Genomic DNA, 26,810 nt, shown 5'->3' with positions numbered 1-26,810 from the left:
CTTGATGGTAGGGGTGTTCTGGAGAAAAATGCAATCACGATTTCGCGGCCAGGCCGCCCTGACTATCAGAAGAAGGCAATGTCGATGAACAACTTTACTCTCCATACCCCGACCAAAATCCTGTTCGGCCAAGGGCAGATCGCCCAGTTGCGCGAGCAGCTCCCGAGCGATGCCCGCGTCATGATCACCTATGGCGGCGGCAGCGTGGTGCGCAGCGGCCTGCTGGAGCAGATCTGCAACGAGCTGGCTGGCATGACCCTGTTTGAATTTGGCGGCATCGAGCCGAACCCGGCCTACGAGACCCTGATGGGGGCCGTGGAGCTGGTCCGTGCCGAGCGGGTCGACTTCCTGCTCGCCGTTGGTGGTGGTTCCGTGCTCGATGGCACCAAGTTTATCGCTGCTGCCGCGCACTACGATCTGGCCAGGGATCCCTGGCACATTCTCGAGACCGTCGGCAGCGAAGTGCGTTCCGCCATCCCGCTCGGCTCAGTGCTGACCCTGCCGGCGACCGGTTCCGAAATGAACATGGGTGCCGTCATCACCCGTCGCAGCAGTGGCGACAAGGTGCACTTCTTCTCGCCGTTCGTGATGCCGCGCTTTGCCGTGCTCGATCCGGTGCTCACCTACACCCTGCCCGAGCGTCAGGTGGCAAACGGGGTGGTGGATGCTTTCGTCCACATCGTGGAGCAGTACCTCACCTATCCGGTCAACGCCAAGGTGCAGGATCGCTTTGCCGAAGGCTTGCTGCTGACCCTGATCGAAGAGGGCCCCAAGGCGCTGGCCGAGCCGCACAACTACGAGGTGCGCGCCAACATCATGTGGAGTGCCACCATGGCGCTGAACGGCCTGATCGGGGCCGGTGTGCCGCAGGACTGGGCCACCCATATGCTGGGTCACGAGCTGACCGCTCTGCACGGCCTCGACCATGCCCAGACTCTGGCGGCCGTGCTGCCCGCCCTGCTGCAGGCCAAGCGCAAACAGAAGCATGCCAAGCTGCTGCAATACGCAGAGCGGGTATGGGGTCTGCGCAGCGGCAGCGAAGCGGAGCGCATCGACGATGCCATCGCCGCGACCCGCGACTTCTTCGAGCGGATGGGGGTCAAGACCCGACTGCGCGACTACGGTCTCAAAGATCTGGGTATCGATACCCTGATCGGCAAGCTGGGTGAGCACGGCATGAGCCGTCTGGGCGAGCACGGCGATATCGATCTGGTGCAGAGTCAGCATATTTATGAAGCTGCCTGGTAAAAGCCCCGGATCGGGCGCCAACCGGCGAAACGATTGAATATCGAGGGCCGCCTCCTGCCAGCTGGCGGGAGTGCGGCCCTGTCATTGTTGTGAAATTGTTATTTTTCGGCCTTTGCCGCAGCCGTACAGAGCTCCGGCGCATTTCGTAAGAACAAAAAACGCTAAGATAGAGAGCCGGTGAAACATTTTTTTTGACTGGTTGGATCACTTTTTTCAGCCGTTTTTACTGGTATAAGCCTCTAATTTGGTTTGTTTTTTTTAATCCTCGGCGGGGATGGGCTGAAATCTGTACGCGTGCTGTCGGGCGTGCGGTTGTAATAAAACTCCAAAATTTGATACTAATCACCTTCGCGCCTGAAAAGCGGGGGCCTGACCATGACAGGAGGTTGAGGTAAAGCCTACTGATTTTCATAACAAAGAGCCCAAGACCTGCACTTTGGTCATGTCTTGTTTCGCCAGAAATGAGACACTGGGCAGCGATTGTTTATTAACCATCAGGGAATAGTCATGCAGATTGGAATACCGAGAGAGAGTCTCGTCGGTGAGACCCGGGTCGCAGCGACCCCGGCTACCGTCGAGCAGCTGAAAAAGCTCGGCTTCGAGGTCGCCATCGAGACCGGCGCAGGCCTGTCGGCCAGCTTCGATGATGCCGCCTTCGAGGCTGCCGGTGCCAGCGTGGTGCCGAATGTCTGGCAAGCCGACCTTATCTTCAAGGTCAATGCGCCGACCGATGCCGAGATCGCACAAATTAAAGATGGCGCCACTCTGATTAGCTTCATCTGGCCTGCCCAGAACCCCGAGCTGGTCAAGAAGCTGTCCGAGCGCAACATCAATGTAATGGCGATGGATATGGTGCCGCGGATCTCCCGTGCCCAGTCCCTCGATGCCCTCTCCTCCATGGCCAACATCGGTGGCTATCGTGCCGTTGTTGAAGCTGCGCACCAGTTCGGTCGCTTCTTCACCGGCCAAATCACTGCTGCCGGTAAAGTGCCGCCTGCCAAGGTGCTGGTGATCGGTGCCGGCGTAGCCGGTCTGGCTGCCATCGGTACTGCCGGTTCCCTCGGTGCCATCGTGCGTGCCTTCGATACCCGTCTGGAAGTGGCCGAGCAGATCGAGTCCATGGGTGGCGAGTTCCTCAAGCTCGACTTCGGCGGTGAGGATGGTTCCTCCTCCGATGGTTACGCCAAAGTGATGAGCGAAGAGTTCATCAAGGCCGAGATGGAGCTGTTTGCCCAGCAGGCCAAAGAGGTGGACATCATCATCACCACCGCCCTGATCCCGGGCAAGCCGGCTCCCAAGCTGATCACCAAAGAGATGGTCGACAGCATGAAGCCGGGCTCCGTCATCGTGGATATGGCCGCTCAGGCTGGCGGCAACTGTGAATACACAGTGCCGGGCGAACTGCATGTCACCGCCAACGGCGTCAAGGTGATTGGTTACACCGATCTGCCGGGTCGCCTGCCTGCCCAATCCTCCCAGCTCTACGGTACCAACCTGGTCAACCTGATGAAGCTGATGTGCAAGGAGAAGGACGGCAACGTCGCCATCAACTTCGAAGACGTGGTTCAGCGCAACATGACGGTGATCCAGGCCGGTGAAGTGACCTTCCCGCCGCCCGCCATCTCCGTCTCTGCTGCCCCGCAGAAACCGGCCGCCGCCAAACCGGCAGCCAAGAAGGAAGAGGCCAAGCCCTCCAACAAGAAGTTCGTGTTCGGTGCTCTCGGCATCGCCGCCTTCGGCTGGATCGCCTCCGTTGCCCCGGCAGCCTTCCTCTCCCACTTCACCGTATTCATCCTGGCCTGTGTGGTCGGTTACTACGTGGTGTGGAACGTCTCTCACGCCCTGCACACGCCGCTGATGTCGGTCACCAATGCCATCTCCGGCATTATCGTGGTCGGTGCCCTGCTGCAGATCGGGCAAGGGTCGACTCTGGTTACCGCATTGGCCTTCATCGCCGTGCTGATTGCCAGTATCAACATCTTCGGCGGCTTCACCGTCACTCAGCGCATGCTGAAGATGTTCCGTAAGGATTAAGGGGGTTTAACGTGTCTCAAGGACTGGTAACAGCATCCTATATCGTTGCCGCCGTGCTCTTCATCCTCAGTCTCGCGGGACTGTCGAAGCAAGAGACGGCCAAACATGGCAACCTGTTCGGTATCGCGGGTATGGCCATCGCCCTGATCGCGACCGTGTTCAACCCGGAGACCAGTGGCGTTCACTGGATCATTCTGGCCATGGTGATCGGTGGTGCCATCGGCGTGCGTCTGGCGCTCAAGGTCGAAATGACCGAGATGCCCGAGCTGGTGGCCGTGCTGCACAGCTTCGTGGGTATGGCGGCAGTGCTGGTGGGCTTCAACAGCTTCATCGATCTGCACCCCTCCGCACCGGCTGAAGTGGTTGTCTCCGTCGGTTCCAATCTGGATGCCACTCTGGCAGCTGCCCGTGCGGCGTTCGAGCAGGCAGCCAGCGTTGCCCAGGTCGAGCACCTGACCGGCGCCATGCTGAACATCCACCTGGTCGAGATCTTCCTCGGCGTCTTCATCGGTGCCGTGACTTTCACCGGTTCCGTGGTGGCCTTCGGCAAGCTGCGTGGTCTCATCTCCTCCAAGCCGCTGATGCTGCCGCACCGCCACAAGCTGAACCTGCTGGCCGTGGTCGCCTCTCTGGCGCTGATGGTCTACTTCGTCAACGCCGGTGGTTCCACCTTCGCTCTGCTGGTGATGACCCTGATCGCCTTCGCCTTTGGCTGGCACCTGGTTGCCTCCATCGGCGGTGCGGACATGCCGGTCGTGGTCTCCATGCTGAACTCCTACTCCGGTTGGGCGGCGGCGGCGGCGGGCTTCATGCTCTCCAATGACCTGCTGATCGTCACCGGTGCTCTGGTGGGTTCCTCCGGTGCCATCCTCTCTTACATCATGTGCAAGGCGATGAACCGCTCCTTCATCTCCGTGATCGCCGGTGGCTTCGGCTCTGATGGCGTGGCCTCCACGGCTGATCAGGAGATGGGCGAATACCGCGAAACCAGCGCCGAGGAAGTGGCTGACCTGCTGAAGAACTCCAGCTCCGTCATCATCACCCCGGGCTACGGTATGGCGGTTGCACAGGCTCAGTATCCGGTTGCCGAGATCACCCAGAAGCTGCGTGACCGCGGCGTCAAGGTACGCTTCGGTATTCACCCGGTTGCCGGTCGTCTGCCTGGCCACATGAACGTGCTGCTGGCGGAAGCGAAAGTACCGTATGACATCGTGCTGGAAATGGACGAGATCAACGAGGACTTCGCCGATACCGATACCGTGCTGGTGATCGGTGCCAACGACACCGTCAACCCGGCCGCGATGGAAGATCCGGGCAGCCCGATCGCCGGCATGCCGGTGCTGGAAGTGTGGAAAGCGCAGAACGTCATCGGTTTCAAGCGCTCCATGAACACTGGCTACGCCGGTGTCCAGAACCCGCTGTTCTTCAAGGAAAATACCCAGATGCTGTTTGGCGATGCCAAGGCCAGCGTCGAGGCAATCCTGAAAGCACTGTAAGTGCCATTCAGAGAGTGGATATCAAGGAGGCTTCGGCCTCCTTTTTTATTGCCCATCCCTTGTATATCCTCAATCCATACGGACCATGAGGGATCTCCATGATGTGGTGTCAGGGTTGGCGAAGGATCGGGTTGTACGGCTGGCTGCTGGCCTCCCTGTTTGGTACTGGTTCGGCCATGGCGGCGGACGAGCCGCCGACCCTGACGCTGCTGACCGAGCTGTGGCCGCCCTACGTGATGCGTGATGATGGTGGTCGACTGGTGGGAGCCGATCTCGATCTGGCTCGAATCGTGCTGCAGCAGCTTGGCTATCGCACCGAAATCAGGGTGCTCCCCTGGAAGCGGGTGTTGCAGCAGGCGATGCTGCGTGAAGGAGATGCGGTGATCGACATCTTCTATGCCGAGGCTCGCAAGAGCTGGCTCCACTATCCCGAAGAGCCGCTCTCCTACAGTGGCGAGGTGCTCTTCTATCCGGTGGATCGCCCGCTCCACGTTGCCCGGCTAGCCGACCTCAAGGGGTTGCGGGTCGGCATTCAGGCCGACTATGCCTACAGCAAATCCTTTCTGACCGATACCGGGGTGATCCGGGTGCCGATGACGGGGGAGGGGAATGCCGTCAAGCAGCTCCACCTGATGATGGCGGGCAGGCTGGACGGAGTGGTGCTCAACGAGCTGGTCGGGCGCTATCTGCTGCACACCCAGGGGCTGCAGGATCAGGTGAGCCACGGCTCCTATATGTTGACCGACGATAGCCGCAACTTTCTCGGATTTACCCACAAACCCGGCCACGATCAGCTGGCTATCCGTTTCTCCGCCGCCCTGAAACAGTTCAAGCAGACCCCAGCCTACAAGCAGCTGCTGGCCCGCTATCACCTCTAGGCGGGCTCGCCCGCTGTGCGTTGCCTCACAATTTGTCGCACTTTGTTAAAAGACGGGCATAATGGCGCTGAAAAAAGCGATATTGCGCAACTTAATTTGATTTTATTGATATTAGAATCAAATTCAGTTGATTTGCATGGAGCTGCCATCAGGCGGCTACCTCTCTCGCGACGCCGTTGCGGCGCGCCCCGAATTGATGCTGACCCCCGGTCACCCTTTTTGCCATGCTGTTGCCTGTGGCGATGACAGGCATTGCGCCACCAAGATGAGATTGCACAGATGAAAGCACAATGGACCGACTTTATTACCCTGCTCAAGCGTGAAGTGGTGCCGGCCCTTGGCTGCACCGAGCCGATGTCGGTCGCCCTGGCTGCGGCCAACTGCCGCAAGCTGCTGGGGCAGGATCCGACCCGTATCAGTGTCTGGGTCAGCGGCAACCTGTTCAAGAACGGCATGGGAGTCGGGGTGCCGGGCACCGGCATGATCGGCCTGCCGGTGGCCGCTGCGGTCGGCATCACAGGGGGCAACCCGGATGCCGGGCTGGAGGTGCTCAAGAGTCTCACTTCAGAGCAGGTGGAAGCCGCCAAGGCGCTGCTGCCCGCCATCAAGGTGGACGTGAAGGATGTGCCGGACGTGCTCTACGCCGAGGTGCTGGCCGAGGTGGAGGGTCACAGCGCCCGGGTGGTGATCTGTACCGACCACACCCGCATCATCCTGATGGAGAAGGATGGCGAGGTGCTGATGCAGCAGGACAACGCTCCCGGCGTGCAGATCCAGCCAGCCAAATCCGCCAAACCGACCATGACCTTGCGCGAGATCGTCGATTTTGCCCTGCAGGTACCGCTGGCGGAGATCGACTTCATCCGCGAGGCGGCCACCATGAATCAGGCGCTGGCGGACGAAGGGCTGCAGGGTTATGGCCTGCGCATCGGCAAGATCCTCACCGAGCAGGTGGAGCGCAAGCTGCTCTCCGATGACCTGATGACGCTGGCGATGCGCCTCTCCTCCGCTGCTTCCGATGCGCGGATGGATGGTGCCATGCTGCCCGCCATGTCCAACTCCGGCTCCGGCAATCAGGGCATTGCCGCCACCATGCCGGTGGTCGCCGCCGCCCGCTTCCTCAAGGCGAGCGACGAGCAGCTGACCCGGGCGCTGGTGATGAGCCATCTGGTGGCCATCTACATCAAGACTTATCAGAACAAGCTGTCGGCCCTCTGCGCCGCCAGCACCGCCGCCATGGGCTCCGGCGCGGCCATCACCTGGCTGCTGGGCGGCCAGTTCGAGCAGATCAGCCACTGCATCAACAACATGATTGGCGATGTCTCCGGCATCATCTGTGACGGCGCCGGCAGCGCCTGCTCCATGAAGGTCTCGACCTCGACCTCGGCGGCGGTGAAATCCTCCCTGATGGCCATCAACAATCTGCATGTGCCCCAGAGCGAGGGGATCGTCTCCGACGATGTGGACCAGACCATCGCCAATCTGGGCCGCCTCTCCAAAGAGGGGATGCTGGATACGGATATCGAGATCATCAACATCATGCGAGCGAAACAGCAGAAGCCATAAGTTTGTAAAACAAAGGGGGCTCAGACCCCCTTGTTTATGTCGTGACGGGTCAGGCCGTCCGACACGGTTGCCAGGGCATGCGTCGTGCTTGCTCTTGTTTCCCGGGCATTGCCCGCTTTTTGGGGGGTCATCTCATGACACTTAGCGTTATCGGTAATCTGGCCATTGCGGCCTTCTTGCTGTTCTTCCTCTATCGGTTGCAGCAAAAACATGTGAGCTTCACCCGCCGGGTGTTTGCCGGTTTGGGGCTGGGTATCCTGTTCGGGGCTGCCCTGCAGCTGCTCTACGGAGCGGGGTCTGCGGTGATTGGCCAGACCATCGACTATCTCGATATCGTCGGTAGCGGCTATGTGAAGCTGCTGCAGATGATCATCATCCCGCTCATCATGGTCTCCATCATCAGCGCCATCCTCAAGCTCAACGGCGGTACCGCCCTTGGCAAGATCAGCGCCATGACCATCGGCGTGCTGATCTTCACCACCGCTATCGCGGCAGGGGCTGGCATCCTGATGTCCAACCTGTTTGGTCTGACTGCAGAAGGGCTCACTGCCGGTGCTGCGGAAAGCGCTCGCGGTGCGGCGCTGCAGAGCACCCTCGGCAGTGTCGAGAGCATGTCCTTTGCCAAGATGGTGCTGGAGTTCATTCCGGCCAACCCCTTCCTCGACATGACCGGCGGTCGCAAGACCTCCACCATCGCTGTGGTGATCTTCTCCATCTTCATCGGTCTGTCGGCTACCGGCATTGCCCGCAAGAAGCCGGAGATCTTCGCCAGCTTCAGCCACTTCATCGCCGTGGCCCACGCCATCGTGATGCGGATGGTGACCCTGGTGCTGCGCCTCACCCCGTTCGGTGTGCTGGCCCTGATGACCAAGGTGGTATCCGGTTCCAACTACGCTGACATCATCAATCTGCTCAGCTTCGTGATGGCCTCTTACGGCGCGATTGCCATCATGTTCGCCGTGCACCTGCTGCTGGTCGGCATGGTCGGCATCAACCCGGCTCGCTTCCTGAAGAAGATCACGCCGGTGCTGGCCTTTGCCTTCACCTCCCGTACCAGTGCGGGCTCCATCCCGATGAACGTGCAGACCCAGACCAAGTCGCTGGGTATTCCGGAGGGGATCGCCAACTTCGCCGCTTCTTTCGGTTCCACCATCGGTCAGAACGGCTGCGCTGGTATCTATCCGGCCATGCTGGCTGTGATGATTGCACCGACTGTCGGGGTTAACCCGATGGATCCGAGCTTCATCATGACTCTGATCGCCATCATCACCGTCAGCTCCTTCGGGGTGGCCGGCATTGGCGGCGGCGCCACCTTTGCCGCGCTGATCGTGCTCTCCGCGCTGGACTTCCCGGTGGCGCTGGCCGGTCTGCTCATCTCCATCGAGCCGCTGATCGACATGGGCCGTACCGCGCTCAACGTCTCCGGCTCCATCACCGCGGGCACGGTCACCAGCCGCCTGCTGGGGGAGACCGACATGAATGTATTCAACAGCGATCACGAAGTGAGTCTGGACGGCGAAGAGTCCACCATCTGATCCGCTGCGGGAGGGGCAACCTTCCCGCCATCAACCACAGGGAGGGCATGCCCTCCCTGCGTCATTGACAGGAGCAACTATGAGAATCGTGATCATCGGTGGCGAAGCCGCCGGTATGAGTGCGGCCGCCAAGGCGCGCCGGTTGGCCATCGATGCCGAAATCGTGGTGTATGAGGCATCCGAGGTGATCTCCTTCGGTGCCTGCGGCCTGCCCTACTTCGTCGGCGACGAGTTTCAGGAGCCCGGCTACATGGCCGAGTTCACCCCGGAGCAGTTCGCCGCCAAGGGGATCGAGGTCAAGATTGGCCACCGGGTGCTGAGTCTGGATGCTGCCGCGCAGACGCTGACAGTCGAGCACAACGGCGACACCTTCACCGATCGCTACGATCGGCTGATGATCGCCACCGGCGCCCGCGAAGTGATGCCACCCATCCCCGGCTTGCAGCAGGAGGGGGTATTCGGTCTGCGCCGGATGGCCGACGGACTGGCGCTGAAGGCGGCGGTACAAGACAAGAACAATCGCCGCGCCGTGGTGATCGGCTCCGGCTTTATCGGGCTGGAGGTGGTCGAGGCGCTGGTACATCAGGGCAAAGAGGTGCGTCTCATCGAGCTGGCGGATCGGGTTATCCCCGATGCGTTTGATGGCGAGATCACCCAGCACATCGAAACCGAGCTGCGCGAGCAGGGAGTCTCCCTCCATCTTGGTGAGCGGGTTGAAGCGCTGCTGGGGGATGGCCGGGTGACCGGCGTGCGTACCAGCCAGGGTGAGTACGAGGCAGATATCGTGGTGGTCTGTACCGGGGTCAAGCCCAACACCGAGTTTCTGGCCGATACCGGCATCGAGCGGCTCGGCAACGGCGCCATCAAGGTGGATCGCCAAGGGCGCAGCTCGCTGGCCAACGTCTGGTCGGCCGGTGACTGTGCCAGCGTCTGGCACAGCGTGAAGCAGCAGCAGGTCTATGTGCCGCTCGCTACCATCGCCAACAAGCTGGGGCGCATGGTGGGCGAGAATCTGGCGGGTGCAGAGCAGGAGTTCCCCGGCACTCTGGGGTCCGCCGCGCTCAAGGTGCTGGGGCTGGAGGCGGGCCGTACCGGCCTCTCCGAGCAGGAAGCCAGGGCGATGGGGATCGACTATCGCACCGTGGTGATCAAGGACAAGTGCCATACCAACTACTGCCCGGGTCAGTCCGACATTCACGTCAAGCTGCTCTACGAGGCGGGCAGCAAGCGGCTGCTGGGGGGCCAGATCCTCGGTCGCAAGGGGGCGGTACACCGCATCGATGCACTGGCGGTTGCCATCACCATGGGGGTGACCACCGAGCAGCTCGGCATGCTGGACTTTGCCTACGCGCCGCCCTTCTCCCGCACCTGGGATGCCCTGAACGTGGCGGGCAACGTCGCGAAGTAACAGGCGCTGGTCAGGCGGAAAATGAGAAGAGGCGGCACAGGGTGCCGCCTCTTCTTTTTGCTTAAAGCTGCCTCAGGGATTGGCAGGGGGATCTTGCCGATCCGGCTTGTCAGTTGCCGGTTTGCTGCCGACCAGCACGGCGCCGAAGAAGATAAGCGCAACGCCTGCCGCCTTGCTCGCCACCAGCGGTTCGGCAAAGGCCGGCATGCTTACCGCCAGCAGATAGACCAGCCCGTAACTGGTGCTGAGCAGCGGGTAGGCGATATTGAGCGGCGTCGAGTGCAGTGCCGCCAGCCAGCAGAGCAACGACAGCCCATAGCAGAGGATGCCGATGGCGATGGTGAGGAGTGGCAGGGGGTGAGCCAGCATCACGGCAGGCTCGGCCTGCCACGCAGGGAGGCTTATCGCCCCCCACTTCATGCAGAGCTGCGCCACTGTCACCAGCACTATGCTGCCCAGTACATAGAGATAACCCTTCATAGCAGACCTCCCAGCAGCAGGGCGCCGACAATGATGGCGGCAGCCCCCAGCCAGTTGCGGCTGCTCACCGGCTCGCGGAAAAAGAGGCGCGAGCCGAGCAGCACCAGCACCAGATTGAGGCTGAGCATGGGGTAGGCCATGCTCAGCGGCAGCCGTTGCAGCAGATAGATCCAGAGCAGCATACCGCAGCCAAGGGCCGCAATGCTCCCCAGCAACCAGGGAGAGGCGAGCTTCTGCCAGTGGTCGTGCGGTGTGCGTTGCCAGCTGATGACCGCCTGCTTTTGCAGCATCTGGCCCGCACTGGTGAGGAGGCTGACCAGCAGGAGGAGCAGGATATCCATCAGCGATTCCCGTGGTAGACGAGCAGGGTGAAGCGGTGGCTGCGGATGGTCTTGTCTGCCGGGGGCAGCGCAGCGATCTCCTCGTCATCATCGGTGCGCAGCAGCAGGGCGACCTGCCCCTCCTGGCGAGCCTGTGCCAGCCAGTTCGGGAACTCCTCTTGCGTGACGTAGCGTCCCTTGCCCTGCGGATAGCCAAGGCCATATCTCAGCTCGCCCATGCTGTCGAACAGGTTGACCTCGCTGCGCTTGGTCTCCCAGGCGATGGAGGAGGCGGTGCCCACCTCGTTGGCCAGCAGGGTGTGGGATTCCATCAGGATCTCCCGGTTGGCCTTGATGAAGTGCTCCGGCAGTTTGGAGTCCACCAGCGATAACGGCAGCGCCAGCGGCAGGGCGACGGCCAGCACCATGGGGCAGAGGGCACTCAGCTGCCAGCTGCGGACGGGAGCCACCAGTTGGATGAAGCCGAGCAGTGACCAGCCGGCGAAGATCGCCATGGCAATGGCCAGCTTGCCCATCTCGTAGCGGCCGTAGACCGCATGTTGTGGCGAGAAGGCCAGTACCGCCAGCACCCCTACGCAGATGAGACCGAACAGGCCGTTGATCCAGGCGTTGAGGCGAAATGGCTGATCGCGCCCCTCCCTGAGGGCGTTGACTGCGCTGTTGGCGAGCAGGATGGCCAGCGGGGCGAAACAGGGCAGGATATAGGTGAGCAGCTTGCCCTTGGCGATGCTGAAGAAGATAAAGGGCAGTACCAGCCAGGCCAGCAGATAGAGAGTCTGCGGGCCAATCTTGCGCTCCTGCCACCCCTGCTTCAGCGCGCCCGGCAGCAGCCCCAGCCAGGGCAGGGTGCCGAGCAGTCCCATCGGCAGGTAGTACCAGAAGGGGGACTTGTGCTGGGCATCTTCCGAGGCGAAGCGCTGGATGTGCTCAATCCAGAAGAAGTAGTGCCAGTAGTCCGGCTCCCGCTGATGAATGGCGATGGCCCAGGGGGCGGCCAGCAGGGCTGCACTCAGGATGGCCAGCGGCCCGAAGCGCACCAGTTCGAGCAGGCGTCCCCGGGTCAGCATATATGGGACCAGCACGATGACCGGTACCGCCAGCGCGATAAAGCCTTTGGTGAGGAAACCCATGCCGCAGGCGAGACCAAACAGCAGATAGCCCGCCATCCTGCGGCCGGGCGGCCCCTCCTGCCGGATGAGGTAGAAGCTCACCATGGCGGCGTTGAGCCAGAGGGTCACCATGGCGTCCAGCACGCTGTAGGTGCCGATGCCGTAGACAATCAGGGTCGAGAGATAGATGAGGCTGGCGAACCACGCCTTGCGCCGGCACTGCCAGAGCTGGAGGGTAAACCAGAAGACCAGCAGTGCGCTTAGCCCGGTCGAGGCAGCCGAGGCGAAGCGGACGGCAAAGTTGCTCTCGCCGAACATCAGCTGGCTGAGGCTGTTGAACCAGTAACCGGCGATGGGTTTCTCGAAGTAGCGCAGGCCGAGGAAGTGGGGCACCACCCAGTCACCCGTGGTGACCATCTCCCGGCTGATCTCGGCGTAACGGTTTTCGTCCGGGCTCCACAGCATCCGCTGGTTGAGCGGCAGCAGGTAAAAGAGCAGAAAGAAAAGGGGCAGGGCCCATCGGGTCATCTTCATGAGATCCTCGGTTGCAATCTGGTGAGCTGGTTCATGGGGCTGCCTTGCAGCCGAGCCACCCTTCGCGTCCCGGCAGGGTGCCGCGCAGCAGGTGACCAGTCGGTAGTTGAGTCGGGTCGGACGGGAGCAGCTCGCCAAGGGGGACGAAACGGATGCCGTGCGCTTTGGCTTCGCCGAGCAGGGCATCGAACTGAGCCGCCATGACGATCCCCTCCACCTCGGCGTGGATGGTGTAGACATGGGGGCCCGGTTGCGGTGTCGCGGTCAGCTGCTCCAGCAGGAAGTGGTTGAAACCGTCGACCGTCACCTGATGCCCCACCACCTCGTCAAAGGTGGGCAGGTTGACCGGGATCTGCGGGGTGCCGGGCCGTCCATCCTCCAGAATGGGGCGGAACAGGCCGCAGCCGCGGCAGTCGCTGTTGTAGCGAAAGCCGAACTGCTCCTTGGCCTGGGTGGTGAGCGGATCGGCTCGCCAGCCTGCTGCTGCGGAGCAATCCACTTCGCGCCCCAGGATCTCGCTCAGGGCATCGACTCCGAGCCGGGTCTGGCGGATCAGCTCGGCCTCGTCCCAGCGACCGGTGTTGGCCTGCCAGCCGTGGTGATCCCAGGCGTGCAGCCCCACCTCGTGACGGGCGCTGCCGGTGTCGCGCATCAGGGAGCCCAGCTCTCTGCCGATAGGCTTGCCGGGCCAGGCGGTGCCGGCCAGCAGGATATCGAGCCCATACAGAGATGCTGCGTTGGAGCGCAGCATCTTGAGCAGGAAGCGGGGCTTGAGCAGGCGCCACAGGTGGCGCCCCATGTTGTCGGGACCGACCGAGAAGAAAAAACTCCCCTTCACCTGATGCCGGTCGAGCAACTGCAGCAGGCGGGGAACCCCGTCACGGGTCCCCCTGAAGGTATCGACGTCGATCCGCAGACCCACTTCAGTCATGCTCGACTCCTGTGGTGACCGCCCCTTGCAGGAAGAAGTCCAGCGTCTTGCCGATGGTCTCTTCCATCTCGATGGTCGGTTCCCAGTCGATCAGCTTGCGGGCATTGCGGATGCTCGGACGACGGTGGGAGACATCCTGATAGCCGTCGCCGTAGAAGGACTTGCTCTCTACCAGCTTGAAGCCGGCGAACGGCGGGAAGTGGTCGCGCAGCGGGTGGGCATCGAATTTGGCGAGCAGCACCTCCGCCATCTCGCGAATGCTCGCCTCGTTGTCCGGGTTGCCGATGTTGATGATCTGGCCGTTGCAGCGATCGCCCTTGTTCTCGACGATGCGGAACAGGGCTTCGATGCCATCCTCGATATCGGTGAAGCAGCGCTTCTGGGTGCCGCCATCCACCAGCTGGATCGGGGTACCGTCCACCAGATTGAGAATGAGCTGGGTAATGGCGCGAGAGCTGCCGATGCGGGCAGAGTCCAGACTGTCGAGGCGCGGCCCCATCCAGTTGAAGGGGCGGAACAGGGTGAAGTTGAGCCCCTCTTTCTTGCCGTAGGCCCAGATGACCCGATCCAGCAGCTGCTTGGAGACGGAGTAGATCCAGCGCTGCTTGTTGATGGGGCCGACGATGAGGCGGGATTCATCCTCGTCGAAGCTGTGATCGTCACACATCCCGTACACCTCGGAGGTGGAGGGGAAGATGATGCGCTTGTGGTACTTGACGCAGTAGCGGACGATCTTGAGGTTCTCCTCGAAATCGAGCTCGAACACCCGCAGCGGGTTGCGGGTGTACTCGATGGGGGTGGCGATGGCCACCAGCGGCAGGATCACGTCGCACTTCTTGATGTGGTACTCGATCCACTCGGTGTGGATGCTGATGTCCCCCTCCACGAAGTGGAAGTTGGGGTGACCGATGAAGCGATCCACGGCGCTGGAGCCGATGTCGAGGCCATACACTTCGTAGCCGCCATCCTGGAGCAGACGCTCGGTGAGGTGGTTGCCGATAAAGCCGTTGACGCCGAGGATCAACACTCGGGTCAGGCGTGCCTTGCGCAGGGCATTGCTCGCCTTGGTGCCGATCTTCATTCCTTCGACCAGCCCCAGTTCGCGGGCCAGTTGGGCGCCGCGTACATAGAGCCCCCCTTCGGCCTGACCGGCCAGGATCTCCAGCACTCCTTCACCACAAGCCACGCGCAGCGGGTCGTGGGAGAGAATGGTGCCCGGCTGCCGGTCGCTCTGGATCGCCAGCGGCTGCGACTTCCAGACCGTCAGCTTGCGATCGCCGGCAAAGCTGAAGGCCCCCGGATAGGGCTGGGTGACGGCGCGTACCAGATTGTTGAGCTCGCTGGCCGGGCGGTGCCAGTGCAGCTCGCCATCGGCCGGGGTGCGGCGGCCATAGTAGCTCGCCTTGCTCTCGTCCTGCGGGGTGAAGCGGCTCTCCCCGCGTTTGAGTTTGACCAGTTCACCTTCCAGCAGGGCATGGGCAGCTTGGCGTACCTTGCCATGCAGGGTCAGCGCCGTATCGTCGTCGGCAATGGCCACCGCCTGCTGGGCGACGATATCACCGGCATCGGGTTTGGCCGTCATCCGGTGCAGGGTGATGCCGGTCTCGGTCTCGCCGTTGACCAGACACCAGTTGATGGGCGCGCGGCCGCGATAGGCGGGCAGCAGGGAACCGTGCAGGTTGAAGGCCCCGACGCTCGGGATATCGAGGATCTCCTGCTTGAGCATGTTGCGGTAGTAGAAGGAGAAGATGGCCTCCGGTGCCAGCTCGCGAATGCGCTCAATCCAGAGCGGATGGTTTACGTCTTCGGGGGAGAAGACCGGCAGGTCGTGCTCGGCACAGAGCTGGGCGACCGAGTCGAAGAAGCGGTTCTCGCCCGGGTCGTCGGCGTGGGTAAAGACTGCCTGGATCTGATAGCCGGCCTGAAGCAGGGACTCGATACCGGTGCAGCCGATATCGTGATAGGCAAAGACGACAACTTTCATGATTGAGTTTCCTGTTGCGAAGCATCCGGGGTGGAGCGAACGATTTGGTGAATGAAGTAGCGGGGGCGAGCGCGCACATCGGTGTACATGCGGCCGATGTACTCACCCAGCAGCCCCATCCCGATCAGCTGCACGCCGACAAAGGTAAAGAGAATGGCAAACAGGGTGAAGACGCCGTCTGCTGCCCAGTCGGCGCCCATCAGCAGGCGCAGCAGGATCAGCAGGATCGAGAAGGTGAAGCCGATCCCCGCCACCACGCTGCCAACGATGCTGAGCAGGCGCAGCGGGGCCGTAGTCATGCAGGTGACCAGGTCGTACATCAGGTTGATGAGATGCATCAGGCCATATTTGGATTCGCCGTGGGCGCGCTCGGCGTGGCCCACCTCCAGCTCGGTGGTGCGACGGGCAAAGCTGTTGGCCAGAATGGGGATGAAGGTGCTGCGCTCCTGACAGCAGAGCATGGCGTCGATGATGTGGCGGCGATAGGCGCGCAGCATGCAGCCGTAGTCGCTCATCTGGACGCCGGTGGCCCGCTGTACCGACTTGTTGATAAAGCGCGAGGCCGTCTTGCGAAACCATGAATCCTGCCGGTTGCGGCGGATGGTGCCGACCACGTCGTACCCTTCCATGGCGGTGGCGACCAGCCGCGGGATCTCTTCCGGCGGGTTCTGCAGGTCGGCGTCCAGGGTGATCACCAGATCCCCCTTGGCCGTCTCGAAGCCAGCCATGATGGCGGCATGCTGGCCATAGTTGCGGTTGAGCAGCACAGCGACCAGCTTGCTTCCTTCGCGGGCAGCGGCCTCGCTGATGATGGCGGCGGAGCGGTCGCGGCTGCCATCGTCGATCAGGATCACCTCGTAATCCTGACTCAGCTGCTCGCAGGACTCGGTGACGCGCCGCAGCAGCTCGGGCAGGCTATCCTCCTCGTTGTAAACGGGGATGATGACGGATACCCGCTTGATATCGTTATGGTTCACGTGTCGTTACTCCAGTATGTCGGTCAGGGCTGCCACGACCCGATCCACGTCGGAGAGCGTCATGTCGGGGAAGAGGGGCAGGGTGCAGAGCCGTGACGAGTTCCACTCGGTATTGGGCAGCGAGAGCGTCGGGTAGCGCTCCCGGTAGTACTTCTGGGTATGGGCCGCCTTGAAGTGCAGGCCGGTGCCGATGCCGCGCTCCTGCAGTGCCTGCATCAGTTGATCGCGATCGAGGCCGCAACGGGCCGGATCGACCCGCACCATGAAGAGGTGCCAGGCGTGAAGGTGGGCATAATCGGGGATAGCGAGCGGCTCGAACGGCAACCCCTCCAGCAGCTCACGATAGCGGGCAACCAGGATGGCGCGCCGGGCGTTGAGCTCGGGCAAGCGGGCCAGCTGTACCAGCGCGATGGCGGCGTTGATGTCGGCCAGGTTGTACTTGAAGCCCGGCATGATCACCTCTGCCTGCGGCTTGCGGCCCAGCGTCATCCGGTCGAAGGCATCGACCCCCAGACCGTGGAATTTCAGCATCCGCACCTTGTCGGCCAGCGCTTTGTCATCGGTCACCAGCATGCCCCCTTCGGCACAGGTGAGGTTCTTGATGGCGTGGAAGGAGAAGATGGCGGTGCCGGTCTCGCCGATCCAGCGGGCGCGATAGCGGGTGCCGACCGCATGGGCGGCATCTTCGATGACCGGAATATCGTGCTGGCGACCCAGGGCGAGGATGGGGTCGAGGTCGACCGGCGCCCCGGCGTAGTGCACCGGGATGATGGCCCGGGTGTTGGGGGTGATGAGCGGCGCTATCTGCCCGGCGCTGACCATCAGGGTATCCCTGTCCACATCGACAAAGACGGGGGTGGCCCCCAGCAGGGTGATGATGTTTATGGTGGAGACCCAGGTCTGGGAGGGGGTGATCACCTCGTCACCCGGGCCAATCCCCAGTGCCATCAGGGTGACATGCATACCGGCCGTTGCGGAGCAGAGCGCTACCGCATGCTGGCAGCCAAAGGTCTCGCAGAAGCGCTGCTCCAGCTCATGATTTTTCGGGCCTGTGGTGATCCACCCTGATTGCAGAACCTCGCTGACGGCGTTGATCTCGGCCTCGCACATGGCGGGTTTCGAGAATGGCAGAAAGTTTTTCATACGACTCCAGTCTTAATGTCGCAAGAGATCAAATGGCGATGAAAATCGGTGTTGCCGATTTTCATTGGAAATATGCACGGCACAGATATCTATTTCGCTCGATATATTTTCGAAAGTAGCTGAATAGCGAGTTTTTATTCAAGCGCACAGCAACACTTGGTAACAATTGCTGGAGTTTTTATGGATGACCAAATCTGGAAATATCTCGTAACAAAATATTGCTTGGTTTTATTTTGAATTGGTGTTTAGCCGCTTATTTTTAGTGTTGTTACTCGATTTATTGGCCATTGCTGAATAGTTGCAATGTCATTCAGCATTGAAATTGCTTGTTACAAATTGCCCGTAGTGCAATTGGGGAAAGGATGTAAAGTTTCCAGCATCACGCATTATGGAATAGTCGTTATGAATATCACCGTTTTTGGCAGTGGCTATGTCGGCCTGGTACAAGCAATTGTATTGGCCGATGTCGGCCATCAGGTTGTTTGTATTGATCTCGATGCAGAAAAAATAAGTCGATTGTCCCGTGGCGAATTACCTATTTATGAACCCGGGCTGGATTCATTGCTGCATCAGACGCTACAAAATGGCTCGCTGAAATTCACCACGGATATATCCATGGCGGTTACCCACGGTGACGTGCAATTCATCGCCGTCGGTACGCCCCCTGATGAGGATGGTTCGGCCGATCTGAGCGCCGTCAGGGCGGTGGCGAGGTCGATTGCCCAACATCGTGTCGACGAGGTGATCATCGTCAACAAATCCACCGTGCCGGTCGGTACGGCAGACAAGGTATTCCACTGGGTCAGGGAGCAGCAGGCAGAGCTCGGCAAGCAGTTCGAGTTCGATGTGGTCTCCAATCCCGAGTTTCTCAAAGAGGGGGCGGCCGTCCGTGATTGCCAGCGCCCGGATCGCATCGTCATCGGCACCGGCAAGGAGCGTTCCAGAGCCGTGATGCGCGAGTTGTACGAACCCTTCAACCGCAATCACGACCGCATTCTCTTCATGGACGTGCGCAGTGCCGAGCTGACCAAGTACGCCGCCAACTGCATGTTGGCTACCAAGATCAGCTTCATCAACGAGATTGCCGGGCTGGCCGAGCGGGTTGGTGCCGATATCGAGCTGGTGCGGCAGGGGATCGGTGCCGATCAGCGCATCGGCTACCAGTTTATCTATCCCGGTTGCGGCTATGGCGGCTCCTGTTTTCCCAAGGATGTGAGGGCGTTTTTGGCGACAGCCGCCGCCCTCGACTACGACACGCCGCTCATCCGCGCGGTGGAGCGGGTCAACGAGCGGCAGAAGTTCAAGCTCTTCGATACGCTGGCCACTCACTTTCAAGAGCGGGGCGAGTCGCTGGCGGGCAAGACCATCGCCATCTGGGGGCTCGCCTTCAAACCCAATACCGATGACATGCGGGAAGCGCCGAGCCGGGTGCTGATGGAGGCGCTGTGGCAGGAGGGGGCGCGGGTGCAGGCCTTTGACCCGGTGGCGATGAAGGAGGCGCAGCGCATCTATGGCTGTCAGCCCGAGCTGTCGCTGATGGGCACCAAGGAGGCTGCACTCGCGGGGGCCGATGCACTGGTCATCTGCACCGAGTGGAACGAGTTCAAGGCGCCTGACTTTGCCCAGCTCAAGAAGATGCTGGCCATGCCGCTCATCATCGACGGCCGCAATCTCTATGACCCGCACAAGATGAAAAGCCAGGGCTTCTCCTACTACGCCATCGGGCGCGGGGAGACCATTGCAGAAGGAATGAGCCATGCCACGCCCTGAGATATCGGGGCGCAAGCTCGGCTGGATGTTGCTGCTGGTGACTCTGGTGCTGCTGTTTGGCCAGTTTGATCATCAGCTCTGGACGCCTGATGAGCCCCGCGAAGCGGCCATTGCACTCGAGATGTACCGCAGTGGTGACTGGGTGGTGCCTACCCTGGGCGGGCGCAGCTTTATCGAGAAGCCGCCGCTCTTCTACATGGCCGCTCTGCCGTTTCTTGATGGGTTTGCATCCTGGCTGGGGATAACCAATACCCTGCGTTTGGCGGGCGTGGTCTGGGCGGCAGGCATGCTGCTCTTCACCGGCCTGCTGGCCTATCGCCTGCTTGGCAACAGGTCAGCGGCACTCTGGTCGGTCATCGCGCTGGGCACCATGGAGGGATTTATTATCAATACGCACTGGATCAGGACGGACAGTGCGCTTGCCTTCTTTGTCGTATTTACCCTCTGGGCATTCGCCGAATATTATCTGGCGCATCGCAACTTGATGGCGATTATTGCCGGACTGGGTCTGGCTGGCTGTTTTATGGCAAAAGGACCAATCGGGCCGTTGACGGTGTTTTTCGGCTGGTTGCCCCTCTTTCTCTTTGCTGCCCGCAAAGCAGTAAACGAGAAAAGTGTTCCCGTTTTTATATTCCAACACTTGTTGGTGTTGTTGTTTTTTATATTGCCAGTTGCAGCCTGGGTTCGTGAGCTAATTAATCATGTCGATGGCGATGCCTTGTGGCATGAGTGGTTCTGGCAGAATCAGGTTGGCCGTCTTACCGGCACTTCGACCGAACTGGGTCATATCAAGAAAGGTGCCTATCTCTATTACTTGTGGGGCATGGTGGAATATACCATCCCATGGTTGCCATTCATTGTTTATTGGGGCTGGCAAACGGTGAAACAGCGGGAGTGGAGCCGTGAGCGGCTACTTCTGCTGTGCTGGGCGCTTGGGACTCTTTTATTGTTAACTCTCTCTTCGACCAAACGTACCCTCTATCTTTTCCCGCTATTGCCGGTATTTGCCATCATGCTGGGTCAGGTCAGTCTGAGCTGGCCGTTGTGGACTGCCCGTTATGGTCGGGGGTGGCTCTACTTCATGCTGCTGTTTTGCGTCGCCATCATTGCACTCCCTCTGCTGGGTCTGCCGCTGCCGTTTGCCAGCCAGATTCCGGCAGAAGTTCAGCAAGCAGCCAGCAAGCTGGGATGGCGGTACATTCCCGCCATCATCCTGTTCGTGATGGCGCTGGAGCTATTGTTGCAGCGCAAGGAGGTACATGGCGCCATTCATGTCACCAGCTCGGTGGCCATCATGTTTCTGCTCATTTTTGCGCTGGTCTACCCGCTGATCGATGCCGCCAAGGGGGTTTCGGGCAAGATGACTCATCTGTTGGAGGGGATACCGCTCGAGACGCGGGATCGCATCGCCGGCTGGCGGCTGGGTGAAACCGAGCTAGGTCTGCTCTCTGTCTATGAAGAGATGCAGGTAGTGAATCTGGACGGGAAGGGGGTGAGGAATGTGCTTGCCTGTCACGATGCCAGATTCGATGCGGTGCTGGTCAACGGTACGGCGCAGGAGATGGCAAATCTGCTGGAGGGGATCCCCTATCAGCAGCTGGCACAGACCTCGCTTCGTTCGGACAAGGGGCAGCTGCTGACGCTGGTTGCCGCAGAGCAGTGCCATTGATCTGTCTATTTCCACTTCAGGATCGTCGGATGACGCAATATGTTCGTTTGGTCATCGCACTGTGGTAGCGCCGGTTGCCATGCAGTGGGATGCCCGCAGGGTGGGGTTGCACTACCGCTATTGATGACGGGTTTTCCCCGGCCGGGCTAATTGCAGATATAAAAAAACCGATGCCAAGGCATCGGTTTTTTACTGTTACCGGTTTATTCGCACTCAACTGCGGGCGAGGCGGTTTTCCGGGTAGTTCTTGGCCAGCACTTCGCGGGCATGCTTGGCCAGCTCCGGCATCTTCAGGGTGTCGTAAGACTCGACCATGATCTCCAGCGCCTTTTCGGTTTCGGCTGTGTCGGGGTAGGTTTCGACAATCAGCTTGGCCCGGTTGGCGGCCGCGACCAGTGCATCGCGCTTCACGTAGTACTCGGCGACGCTCAGGTCATATTTGGCCAGACGGTTCTTCAGGCCAATCATGCGGGCACGAGCATCGGCGGCATAGACGCTGTTGGGGTAGTTCTGCAACAGGGTCTTGAAGTCCTGGAATGCCTGGCGGGCATAGGCCGGGTCTTTGTCATCGCGGGAGATACCAAAGAGGCTCTGGAAGAAGTTGTAATCCGCCGCCATGTTGGTCAGGCCGCGCATATAGAAGACGTAATCGATGTTCTTGTGCGCCGGATTGAGGCGGATAAAACGGTCGATATTGGCGATCGCCTGAGCGGTATCATCCTGCTTGTAGTAGGCATAGATGAGGTCAAGCTGCACCTGGTTGGAGTAGGCGCCGAACGGGTAGCGAGAGTCCAAGGCCTCAAGCAATTCAGTGGCTTGCACGTAATTGCCAACGTCCAGTTTGAGGCGTGCTTTCTGGTACAGGGTCTCCGGCGGTTCGTCGGGTACCTTGGGTTTGGTGCTGGAACAGCCTGTGATCAAGGTAGCGACCAAGGCGAGCGACATCAGCAGGTGAGACTTCTTTCCCATCAACAACATCCGGTCCATTTCCACGAAATTGGCAAAGTATCCGTTATGCTTGGCTAAAAGAAAAGCTAGAATACCCGGATTATTTCGAATTGATACCCCCCGCTCAAGAGACCATACATGAGCCAGCATATTGAACTGACAGGCGAATTCCAGGATCACCAATTCGGGCAGCGACTCGACCAGGCCCTGGCCGAATTGTTTCCCGACTACTCCCGAACCCGCATCAAGGAGTGGATTTTACAGGACAAAGTGACCCTGGATGGTCAGGTTGCCAACACCCCGCGCGAGAAGGTGATTGCTGGGCAACAGGTGCATGTGGATGTAGAGCTGGAAGATGACACCCGCTTCGATGCGCAGGATATCGAGCTCAACATCGTTTACGAAGACGAACACATTCTGGTGATCGACAAGCCGGCCGGTCTGGTTGTCCACCCGGGCGCCGGTACGCCGGATGGCACCATTCTCAACGCCCTGCTGCACCGCTACCCCGGCATTGCCGAGGTGCCTCGTGCCGGTATCGTGCATCGTCTGGATAAAGACACTACAGGTCTGATGGTGGTTGCCAAGACCGTTCCGGCCCAGACCCATCTGGTGGAAGCGCTGCAGGCGCGCCAGATCACCCGTGAGTACGAAGCGATCGCCATCGGTCACATGACCGCCGGCGGCACCGTTGATGCGCCCATCGGCCGTCACCCGACCCAGCGTACCCACATGGCCGTCGTGCCCAATGGCCGTCCTTCCGTGACTCACTACCGTGTACATGAGAAGTTCCGTGGCCACACCCGTCTGCGTCTGCGTCTGGAAACCGGACGTACTCACCAGATTCGTGTCCACATGGCCCACATCAAACATCCGCTGGTGGGTGACCCGGCCTACGGTGGCCGTCTGCGGCCGCTGCGCAACGCCACGCCGGAACTGACCGAGGCGCTGCGCGGCTTCCGTCGCCAGGCACTGCACGCCACCATGCTGCAGCTGGCCCACCCCATTACCGGTGAGGTCATGCAGTGGCACTCCCCCACGCCGCAGGACATGCTGGATCTGATGGAAGTGCTGCGTGCGGATACTTTGGCCAATCCGGACGAGCTGGTCTGGAAATAGTGGTGAATCTGGCTGTGTTGCGACGACTTCTGCCGTAACCCGCCGATCACACAGAACCTTGAAACGGGGCGTCTTGACTGGTTGCAGCCAAGAGCCCCGTTTTCATTTGAACGATAGAGCGTGAAGGAGTGAGCAATGAAATGGATTGAACCCGACTGGCCGGCGCCAGCACGCGTCCGGGCTCTTTCGACCACCCGTGATGGCGGTGTCAGCGAAGGGGTCTTTGCCGGTCTCAATCTGGGTGCCCACGTAGGGGACGAACCGGCCAGGGTCGAGGCCAACCGGGCCCGGCTGCAGCAGGTGGCCGCTATCCCGGGGCCCCTCAACTGGCTCAATCAGGTGCACGGCACCGTCGTTCATTCGGTCAGCAGCCATTATGAGCAGGCGCCGGATGCCGATGCCGCCTGCGCCCATGAGGAGGATCAGGCCTGCATCGTGATGACTGCCGACTGTCTGCCGGTGCTGTTTTGCGATCGGGCCGGCACAGTGGTGGCCGCCGCTCATGCCGGTTGGCGTGGACTGAAAGAGGGCGTGCTGGAGGCAAGCATCGCTGCCATGAGCTGCGAGCCGGGCGAGATCCTGGCCTGGCTGGGCCCGGCCATCGGCCCCAATGCGTTTGAAGTGGGTGGCGAGGTGCGCGAGGCCTTTATGGCCGAGCAGGCCGAAGCAGAAGCGGCGTTCGTCCCTTCGCCCAATGAGGGGAAATGGCTGGCGGATATCTACCAGCTGGCCCGGCTGCGCCTTGCCCGCGCCGGCGTCACCGCCGTCTATGGTGGCGAATACTGCACCTTCAGCGACAGCGAGCAGTTCTACTCTTATCGTCGCAACGGCCAGACCGGCCGGATGGCCTCCATCATCTGGTTGGCGTCCTGATGAAGCTCCCGCCCTGCATCTGGCAAGGGCGGGGATCCTGCTCTCGCCCCGTCTTGCAGAAAAAATAACCAGTGCAGCCCCTTGAAATAGCCCGTACGGGCCTCATCTTTCATCTCAGAAAGTTATGTTGTTTGCCGCGCAAGCGGCGTCTGCCTGTTTGAAGGGGGAGTGCAATGCGCCTCGATCGCCTTACCAGCAAATTCCAGATTGCTATTTCCGATGCCCAGTCTCTTGCGCTGGGTCGTGACCACCAATTCATCGAACCCGTTCATCTGATGACCGCACTGGTCAATCAGGATGGCGGCTCCATCCGTCCGTTGCTCACTCTGACCGGGATGGATATCAATGCCCTGCGCTCCCGCCTCGGCGAGGAGCTGGATCGCCTGCCGCGTGTCAGCGGTGTGGAAGGGGATGTGCAGCTCTCCAACGGCCTCGGCCGCCTGCTCAACGTCTGCGACAAACTGGCCCAGCAGCGCAAGGACCAGTTCATCTCCTCTGAACTGTTTGTTCTGGCGGCCCTCGACGAGAAGGGGACGCTGGGCGAGCTGTTGCGCGCTCAGGGGCTGACCAAAGAGAAACTCGAAGCGGCCATCGACAAGGTGCGTGGCGGCAAGAAGGTTGAGGATGCCAACGCCGAGGAGAACCGTCAGGCGCTGGAGAAGTACACCATCGATCTGACCGAGCGGGCCGAACTCGGCAAGCTCGACCCGGTGATCGGCCGGGATGACGAGATCCGCCGCACCATTCAGGTGCTGCAACGCCGTACCAAGAACAACCCCGTGCTGATCGGTGCACCCGGTGTCGGTAAAACCGCCATCGTCGAGGGGTTGGCTCAGCGCATCATCAATGGCGAAGTGCCGGAAGGGCTCAAGAACAAGCGGGTGCTGTCGCTGGACATGGGGGCGCTGGTGGCTGGTGCCAAATATCGCGGCGAGTTCGAGGAGCGGCTCAAGGCTGTGCTGAACGATCTCGCCAAGGAGGAGGGCAACGTCATCCTCTTTATCGACGAGCTGCACACCATGGTCGGCGCCGGCAAGGGCGAAGGGGCCATGGATGCGGGCAACATGCTCAAGCCTGCGCTGGCGCGGGGCGAGCTGCACTGCGTCGGTGCCACCACCCTGGACGAGTATCGCCAGTTCATCGAGAAGGATGCCGCGCTGGAGCGCCGTTTCCAGAAGGTGCTGGTGGAGGAGCCGACAGTCGAGGATACCATCGCCATCCTGCGCGGCCTGAAAGAGCGTTACGAGCTGCACCACCATGTGCAGATCACCGACCCCGCCATCGTGGCTGCGGCCCAGCTGTCGCACCGTTACATTGCAGATCGCCAGCTGCCGGACAAAGCCATCGATCTCATCGACGAGGCGGCGGCCAGCATCCGGCTGCAGATCGACTCCAAGCCCGAGGCGCTCGATCGTCTCGAGCGGCGCATCATCCAGCTCAAGCTGGAGCAGCAGGCGCTGATGAAAGAGGACGATGACGCCAGCCGCAAACGGCTGGAGCTGATCAATCAGGAGATTGGCGAAAAAGATCGGGAATACAACGAGCTGGACGAAGTGTGGAAGGCCGAGAAAGCCGCCCTCGCCGGTACCCAGCATATCAAGGCTGCGCTGGAGCAGGCCCGTCAGGATCTCGATGTGGCACGCCGCGCAGGCGACCTGGGCCGGATGTCCGAGCTGCAGTACGGCCGCATTCCGGAGTTGGAGAAACAGCTGGATCTCGCCACGCAAGCCGAGATGCAGGAGACCAGTCTGCTGCGCAACCGGGTCACCGACGTGGAGATTGCAGACGTCCTGGCACGCTGGACCGGTATTCCGGTCGCCCGCATGCTGGAAGGGGAGCGCGACAAGCTGCTGCGGATGGAAGATCAGCTGCACAGCCGGGTGATTGGTCAGGAAGAGGCGGTCGATGCGGTCTCCAACGCTATTCGTCGCTCCCGTGCCGGTCTCTCCGATCCGAATCGCCCTATCGGCTCCTTCCTGTTCCTGGGGCCCACCGGGGTGGGCAAGACCGAGCTGTGCAAGGCGCTGGCCGAGTTCCTGTTCGATACCCAGGATGCCATGGTGCGGATCGATATGTCCGAGTTCATGGAGAAACACAGCGTGGCCCGTCTGGTTGGGGCGCCTCCCGGATACGTGGGTTATGAAGAGGGCGGTTATCTGACCGAGGCGGTACGCCGTCGTCCCTACTCGGTGATCCTGCTGGACGAGGTGGAGAAGGCGCATCCCGATGTCTTCAACATCCTGCTGCAGGTGCTGGATGATGGCCGCCTGACCGATGGTCAGGGTCGTACCGTTGATTTTCGCAACACCGTGGTCATCATGACCTCCAACCTCGGTTCGGATCTGATTCAGGAGCACCACTCCGAGAAGGATTACGACGAGATGAAGGCCATGCTGATGGATGTGCTGACCCGCAGTTTCCGGCCGGAGTTTATCAACCGGATCGACGAGACGGTGGTGTTCCATCCGCTCGGCGAGGAGCACATCAAGTCCATCGCCCGCATCCAGCTCAAGAGCCTGATGGGCCGTCTCGAGGCTCAGGGTTACGAGGTGGAGGTGAGCGAAGCGCTGCTCAACAAGCTGGTTCACGCCGGGTTCGACCCCGTCTACGGGGCACGACCCCTCAAGCGGGCAATCCAGCAGAAGGTGGAGAACCCGCTGGCGCAGGCGCTGCTCTCCGGCCGCATCGTTCCCGGCAAGAAACTGCTGCTGGGAGCCGACAGCAACGGCCTCACCATGACCCAGTAACGGGATTGTCGATGGAAAAC

At 60.9% G+C, this 26,810-nt stretch carries 20 protein-coding genes; 12 read left to right on the top strand and 8 right to left on the bottom strand.

What is annotated here, in order from left to right; genetic code table 11:
* The first annotated feature begins 84 nt into the window (after positions 1 to 84).
* The 7 genes from yqhD (at position 85) to AAHA39_RS11840 (ending at position 10,165) form a co-directional block, all read left to right on the top strand.
* A complete protein-coding gene (gene yqhD, locus AAHA39_RS11870; RefSeq protein WP_320655721.1) occupies positions 85 to 1,248 on the top strand; it encodes an alcohol dehydrogenase in 1,164 nt (387 codons plus the stop codon).
* A 507-nt stretch (positions 1,249 to 1,755) separates the two neighbouring features.
* A complete protein-coding gene (gene pntA, locus AAHA39_RS11865) occupies positions 1,756 to 3,282 on the top strand; it encodes a Re/Si-specific NAD(P)(+) transhydrogenase subunit alpha (protein WP_320655720.1) in 1,527 nt (508 codons plus the stop codon).
* An 11-nt stretch (positions 3,283 to 3,293) separates the two neighbouring features.
* Positions 3,294 to 4,778 carry a Re/Si-specific NAD(P)(+) transhydrogenase subunit beta gene (gene pntB, locus AAHA39_RS11860; protein ID WP_041209536.1) on the top strand — a complete coding sequence of 495 codons (1,485 nt, stop codon included), beginning with the start codon at positions 3,294 to 3,296 and terminating at the stop codon, positions 4,776 to 4,778.
* Positions 4,779 to 4,876: 98 nt separating this feature from the next.
* Positions 4,877 to 5,656 (top strand): substrate-binding periplasmic protein, encoded by a 780-nt coding sequence (locus AAHA39_RS11855; protein WP_320655719.1) that lies wholly within the window; start codon positions 4,877 to 4,879, stop codon positions 5,654 to 5,656.
* A 279-nt stretch (positions 5,657 to 5,935) separates the two neighbouring features.
* A complete protein-coding gene (locus AAHA39_RS11850) occupies positions 5,936 to 7,222 on the top strand; it encodes an L-cysteine desulfidase family protein (protein ID WP_215802840.1) in 1,287 nt (428 codons plus the stop codon).
* Positions 7,223 to 7,356: 134 nt separating this feature from the next.
* Positions 7,357 to 8,757 (top strand): L-cystine transporter, encoded by a 1,401-nt coding sequence (locus tag AAHA39_RS11845; RefSeq protein WP_042031893.1) that lies wholly within the window; start codon positions 7,357 to 7,359, stop codon positions 8,755 to 8,757.
* A gap of 79 nt (positions 8,758 to 8,836) precedes the next feature.
* A complete protein-coding gene (locus tag AAHA39_RS11840) occupies positions 8,837 to 10,165 on the top strand; it encodes a CoA-disulfide reductase (protein WP_320655718.1) in 1,329 nt (442 codons plus the stop codon).
* A 72-nt stretch (positions 10,166 to 10,237) separates the two neighbouring features.
* Here AAHA39_RS11840 and arnF read toward each other — a convergent pair whose 3' ends face one another.
* The 7 genes from arnF to arnB are packed head-to-tail and all read right to left on the bottom strand — an operon-like array spanning position 10,238 to position 17,664.
* A complete protein-coding gene (arnF, locus tag AAHA39_RS11835; RefSeq protein ID WP_320655717.1) occupies positions 10,238 to 10,645 on the bottom strand; it encodes a 4-amino-4-deoxy-L-arabinose-phosphoundecaprenol flippase subunit ArnF in 408 nt (135 codons plus the stop codon).
* Entirely contained in the window at positions 10,642 to 10,986 is a 345-nt protein-coding gene (locus AAHA39_RS11830) for an EamA family transporter (RefSeq protein WP_320655716.1), read from the bottom strand. The genes arnF and AAHA39_RS11830 overlap by 4 nt, the downstream gene beginning before the upstream one ends.
* Positions 10,986 to 12,629, bottom strand: a complete 1,644-nt coding sequence (arnT, locus tag AAHA39_RS11825; RefSeq protein WP_320655715.1) for a lipid IV(A) 4-amino-4-deoxy-L-arabinosyltransferase — start codon at positions 12,627 to 12,629, stop codon at positions 10,986 to 10,988. The genes AAHA39_RS11830 and arnT overlap by 1 nt, the downstream gene beginning before the upstream one ends.
* A gap of 31 nt (positions 12,630 to 12,660) precedes the next feature.
* On the bottom strand, positions 12,661 to 13,560 hold the full coding sequence (gene arnD / locus AAHA39_RS11820; protein WP_320655714.1) for a 4-deoxy-4-formamido-L-arabinose-phosphoundecaprenol deformylase: 900 nt from the start codon (positions 13,558 to 13,560) through the stop codon (positions 12,661 to 12,663).
* Positions 13,553 to 15,544 carry a bifunctional UDP-4-amino-4-deoxy-L-arabinose formyltransferase/UDP-glucuronic acid oxidase ArnA gene (gene arnA / locus AAHA39_RS11815; RefSeq protein WP_320655713.1) on the bottom strand — a complete coding sequence of 664 codons (1,992 nt, stop codon included), beginning with the start codon at positions 15,542 to 15,544 and terminating at the stop codon, positions 13,553 to 13,555. Before arnA ends, arnD begins: the two co-directional genes overlap by 8 nt.
* Positions 15,541 to 16,521: an undecaprenyl-phosphate 4-deoxy-4-formamido-L-arabinose transferase gene (gene arnC / locus AAHA39_RS11810; protein ID WP_320655712.1), complete on the bottom strand. Its 981-nt coding sequence runs from the start codon at positions 16,519 to 16,521 to the stop codon at positions 15,541 to 15,543. Before arnC ends, arnA begins: the two co-directional genes overlap by 4 nt.
* A gap of 6 nt (positions 16,522 to 16,527) precedes the next feature.
* A complete protein-coding gene (gene arnB, locus AAHA39_RS11805) occupies positions 16,528 to 17,664 on the bottom strand; it encodes a UDP-4-amino-4-deoxy-L-arabinose aminotransferase (RefSeq protein WP_320655711.1) in 1,137 nt (378 codons plus the stop codon).
* A 402-nt stretch (positions 17,665 to 18,066) separates the two neighbouring features.
* Here arnB and AAHA39_RS11800 point away from each other — a divergent pair, with 402 nt between their 5' ends.
* Entirely contained in the window at positions 18,067 to 19,434 is a 1,368-nt protein-coding gene (locus AAHA39_RS11800) for a UDP-glucose dehydrogenase family protein (RefSeq protein ID WP_279009327.1), read from the top strand.
* The gene (locus tag AAHA39_RS11795; protein ID WP_320655710.1) at positions 19,421 to 21,103 is read left to right on the top strand and encodes an ArnT family glycosyltransferase; all 1,683 of its coding nucleotides are present in this window, start codon (positions 19,421 to 19,423) and stop codon (positions 21,101 to 21,103) included. Before AAHA39_RS11800 ends, AAHA39_RS11795 begins: the two co-directional genes overlap by 14 nt.
* Positions 21,104 to 21,316: 213 nt before the next feature.
* Here AAHA39_RS11795 and AAHA39_RS11790 read toward each other — a convergent pair whose 3' ends face one another.
* Positions 21,317 to 22,072: an outer membrane protein assembly factor BamD gene (locus tag AAHA39_RS11790; protein WP_033114826.1), complete on the bottom strand. Its 756-nt coding sequence runs from the start codon at positions 22,070 to 22,072 to the stop codon at positions 21,317 to 21,319.
* Positions 22,073 to 22,189: 117 nt separating this feature from the next.
* Between AAHA39_RS11790 and rluD the strand changes: the two genes are divergently transcribed.
* From rluD to clpB, 3 genes are all read left to right on the top strand, one after another.
* Positions 22,190 to 23,170 carry a 23S rRNA pseudouridine(1911/1915/1917) synthase RluD gene (rluD, locus tag AAHA39_RS11785; RefSeq protein WP_041209551.1) on the top strand — a complete coding sequence of 327 codons (981 nt, stop codon included), beginning with the start codon at positions 22,190 to 22,192 and terminating at the stop codon, positions 23,168 to 23,170.
* 135 nt (positions 23,171 to 23,305) lie between these two features.
* Positions 23,306 to 24,043 carry a peptidoglycan editing factor PgeF gene (gene pgeF / locus AAHA39_RS11780; protein ID WP_320655709.1) on the top strand — a complete coding sequence of 246 codons (738 nt, stop codon included), beginning with the start codon at positions 23,306 to 23,308 and terminating at the stop codon, positions 24,041 to 24,043.
* A gap of 173 nt (positions 24,044 to 24,216) precedes the next feature.
* Positions 24,217 to 26,790, top strand: a complete 2,574-nt coding sequence (gene clpB / locus AAHA39_RS11775) for an ATP-dependent chaperone ClpB (protein ID WP_279009319.1) — start codon at positions 24,217 to 24,219, stop codon at positions 26,788 to 26,790.
* Positions 26,791 to 26,810 lie beyond the last annotated feature (20 nt).

The sequence above is a fragment of the Aeromonas sp. SE22 genome (genome assembly GCF_038739755.1).
Classification (GTDB): Bacteria; Pseudomonadota; Gammaproteobacteria; order Enterobacterales; family Aeromonadaceae; genus Aeromonas; species Aeromonas jandaei.
Note: the sequence above shows the minus strand (reverse complement) of the source record. Positions and strands in the feature narration are given on the sequence as shown.

Excerpts from the sequence above, each read along its gene's own strand:
- AAHA39_RS11845 (WP_042031893.1), top strand. The coding sequence starts at position 7,357 with ATGACACTTAGCGTTATCGGTAATCTGGCCATTGCGGCCTTCTTGCTG.
- arnA (WP_320655713.1), bottom strand. The coding sequence starts at position 15,544 with ATGAAAGTTGTCGTCTTTGCCTATCACGATATCGGCTGCACCGGTATC.
- AAHA39_RS11790 (WP_033114826.1), bottom strand. The coding sequence starts at position 22,072 with ATGGGAAAGAAGTCTCACCTGCTGATGTCGCTCGCCTTGGTCGCTACC.
- arnD (WP_320655714.1), bottom strand. The coding sequence starts at position 13,560 with ATGACTGAAGTGGGTCTGCGGATCGACGTCGATACCTTCAGGGGGACC.
- AAHA39_RS11840 (WP_320655718.1), top strand. The coding sequence starts at position 8,837 with ATGAGAATCGTGATCATCGGTGGCGAAGCCGCCGGTATGAGTGCGGCC.
- yqhD (WP_320655721.1), top strand. The coding sequence starts at position 85 with ATGAACAACTTTACTCTCCATACCCCGACCAAAATCCTGTTCGGCCAA.
- pgeF (WP_320655709.1), top strand. The coding sequence starts at position 23,306 with ATGAAATGGATTGAACCCGACTGGCCGGCGCCAGCACGCGTCCGGGCT.
- AAHA39_RS11850 (WP_215802840.1), top strand. The coding sequence starts at position 5,936 with ATGAAAGCACAATGGACCGACTTTATTACCCTGCTCAAGCGTGAAGTG.
- AAHA39_RS11855 (WP_320655719.1), top strand. The coding sequence starts at position 4,877 with ATGATGTGGTGTCAGGGTTGGCGAAGGATCGGGTTGTACGGCTGGCTG.
- clpB (WP_279009319.1), top strand. The coding sequence starts at position 24,217 with ATGCGCCTCGATCGCCTTACCAGCAAATTCCAGATTGCTATTTCCGAT.
- AAHA39_RS11830 (WP_320655716.1), bottom strand. The coding sequence starts at position 10,986 with ATGGATATCCTGCTCCTCCTGCTGGTCAGCCTCCTCACCAGTGCGGGC.
- AAHA39_RS11795 (WP_320655710.1), top strand. The coding sequence starts at position 19,421 with ATGCCACGCCCTGAGATATCGGGGCGCAAGCTCGGCTGGATGTTGCTG.
- arnB (WP_320655711.1), bottom strand. The coding sequence starts at position 17,664 with ATGAAAAACTTTCTGCCATTCTCGAAACCCGCCATGTGCGAGGCCGAG.
- pntA (WP_320655720.1), top strand. The coding sequence starts at position 1,756 with ATGCAGATTGGAATACCGAGAGAGAGTCTCGTCGGTGAGACCCGGGTC.
- rluD (WP_041209551.1), top strand. The coding sequence starts at position 22,190 with ATGAGCCAGCATATTGAACTGACAGGCGAATTCCAGGATCACCAATTC.
- AAHA39_RS11800 (WP_279009327.1), top strand. The coding sequence starts at position 18,067 with ATGAATATCACCGTTTTTGGCAGTGGCTATGTCGGCCTGGTACAAGCA.
- arnF (WP_320655717.1), bottom strand. The coding sequence starts at position 10,645 with ATGAAGGGTTATCTCTATGTACTGGGCAGCATAGTGCTGGTGACAGTG.
- arnT (WP_320655715.1), bottom strand. The coding sequence starts at position 12,629 with ATGAAGATGACCCGATGGGCCCTGCCCCTTTTCTTTCTGCTCTTTTAC.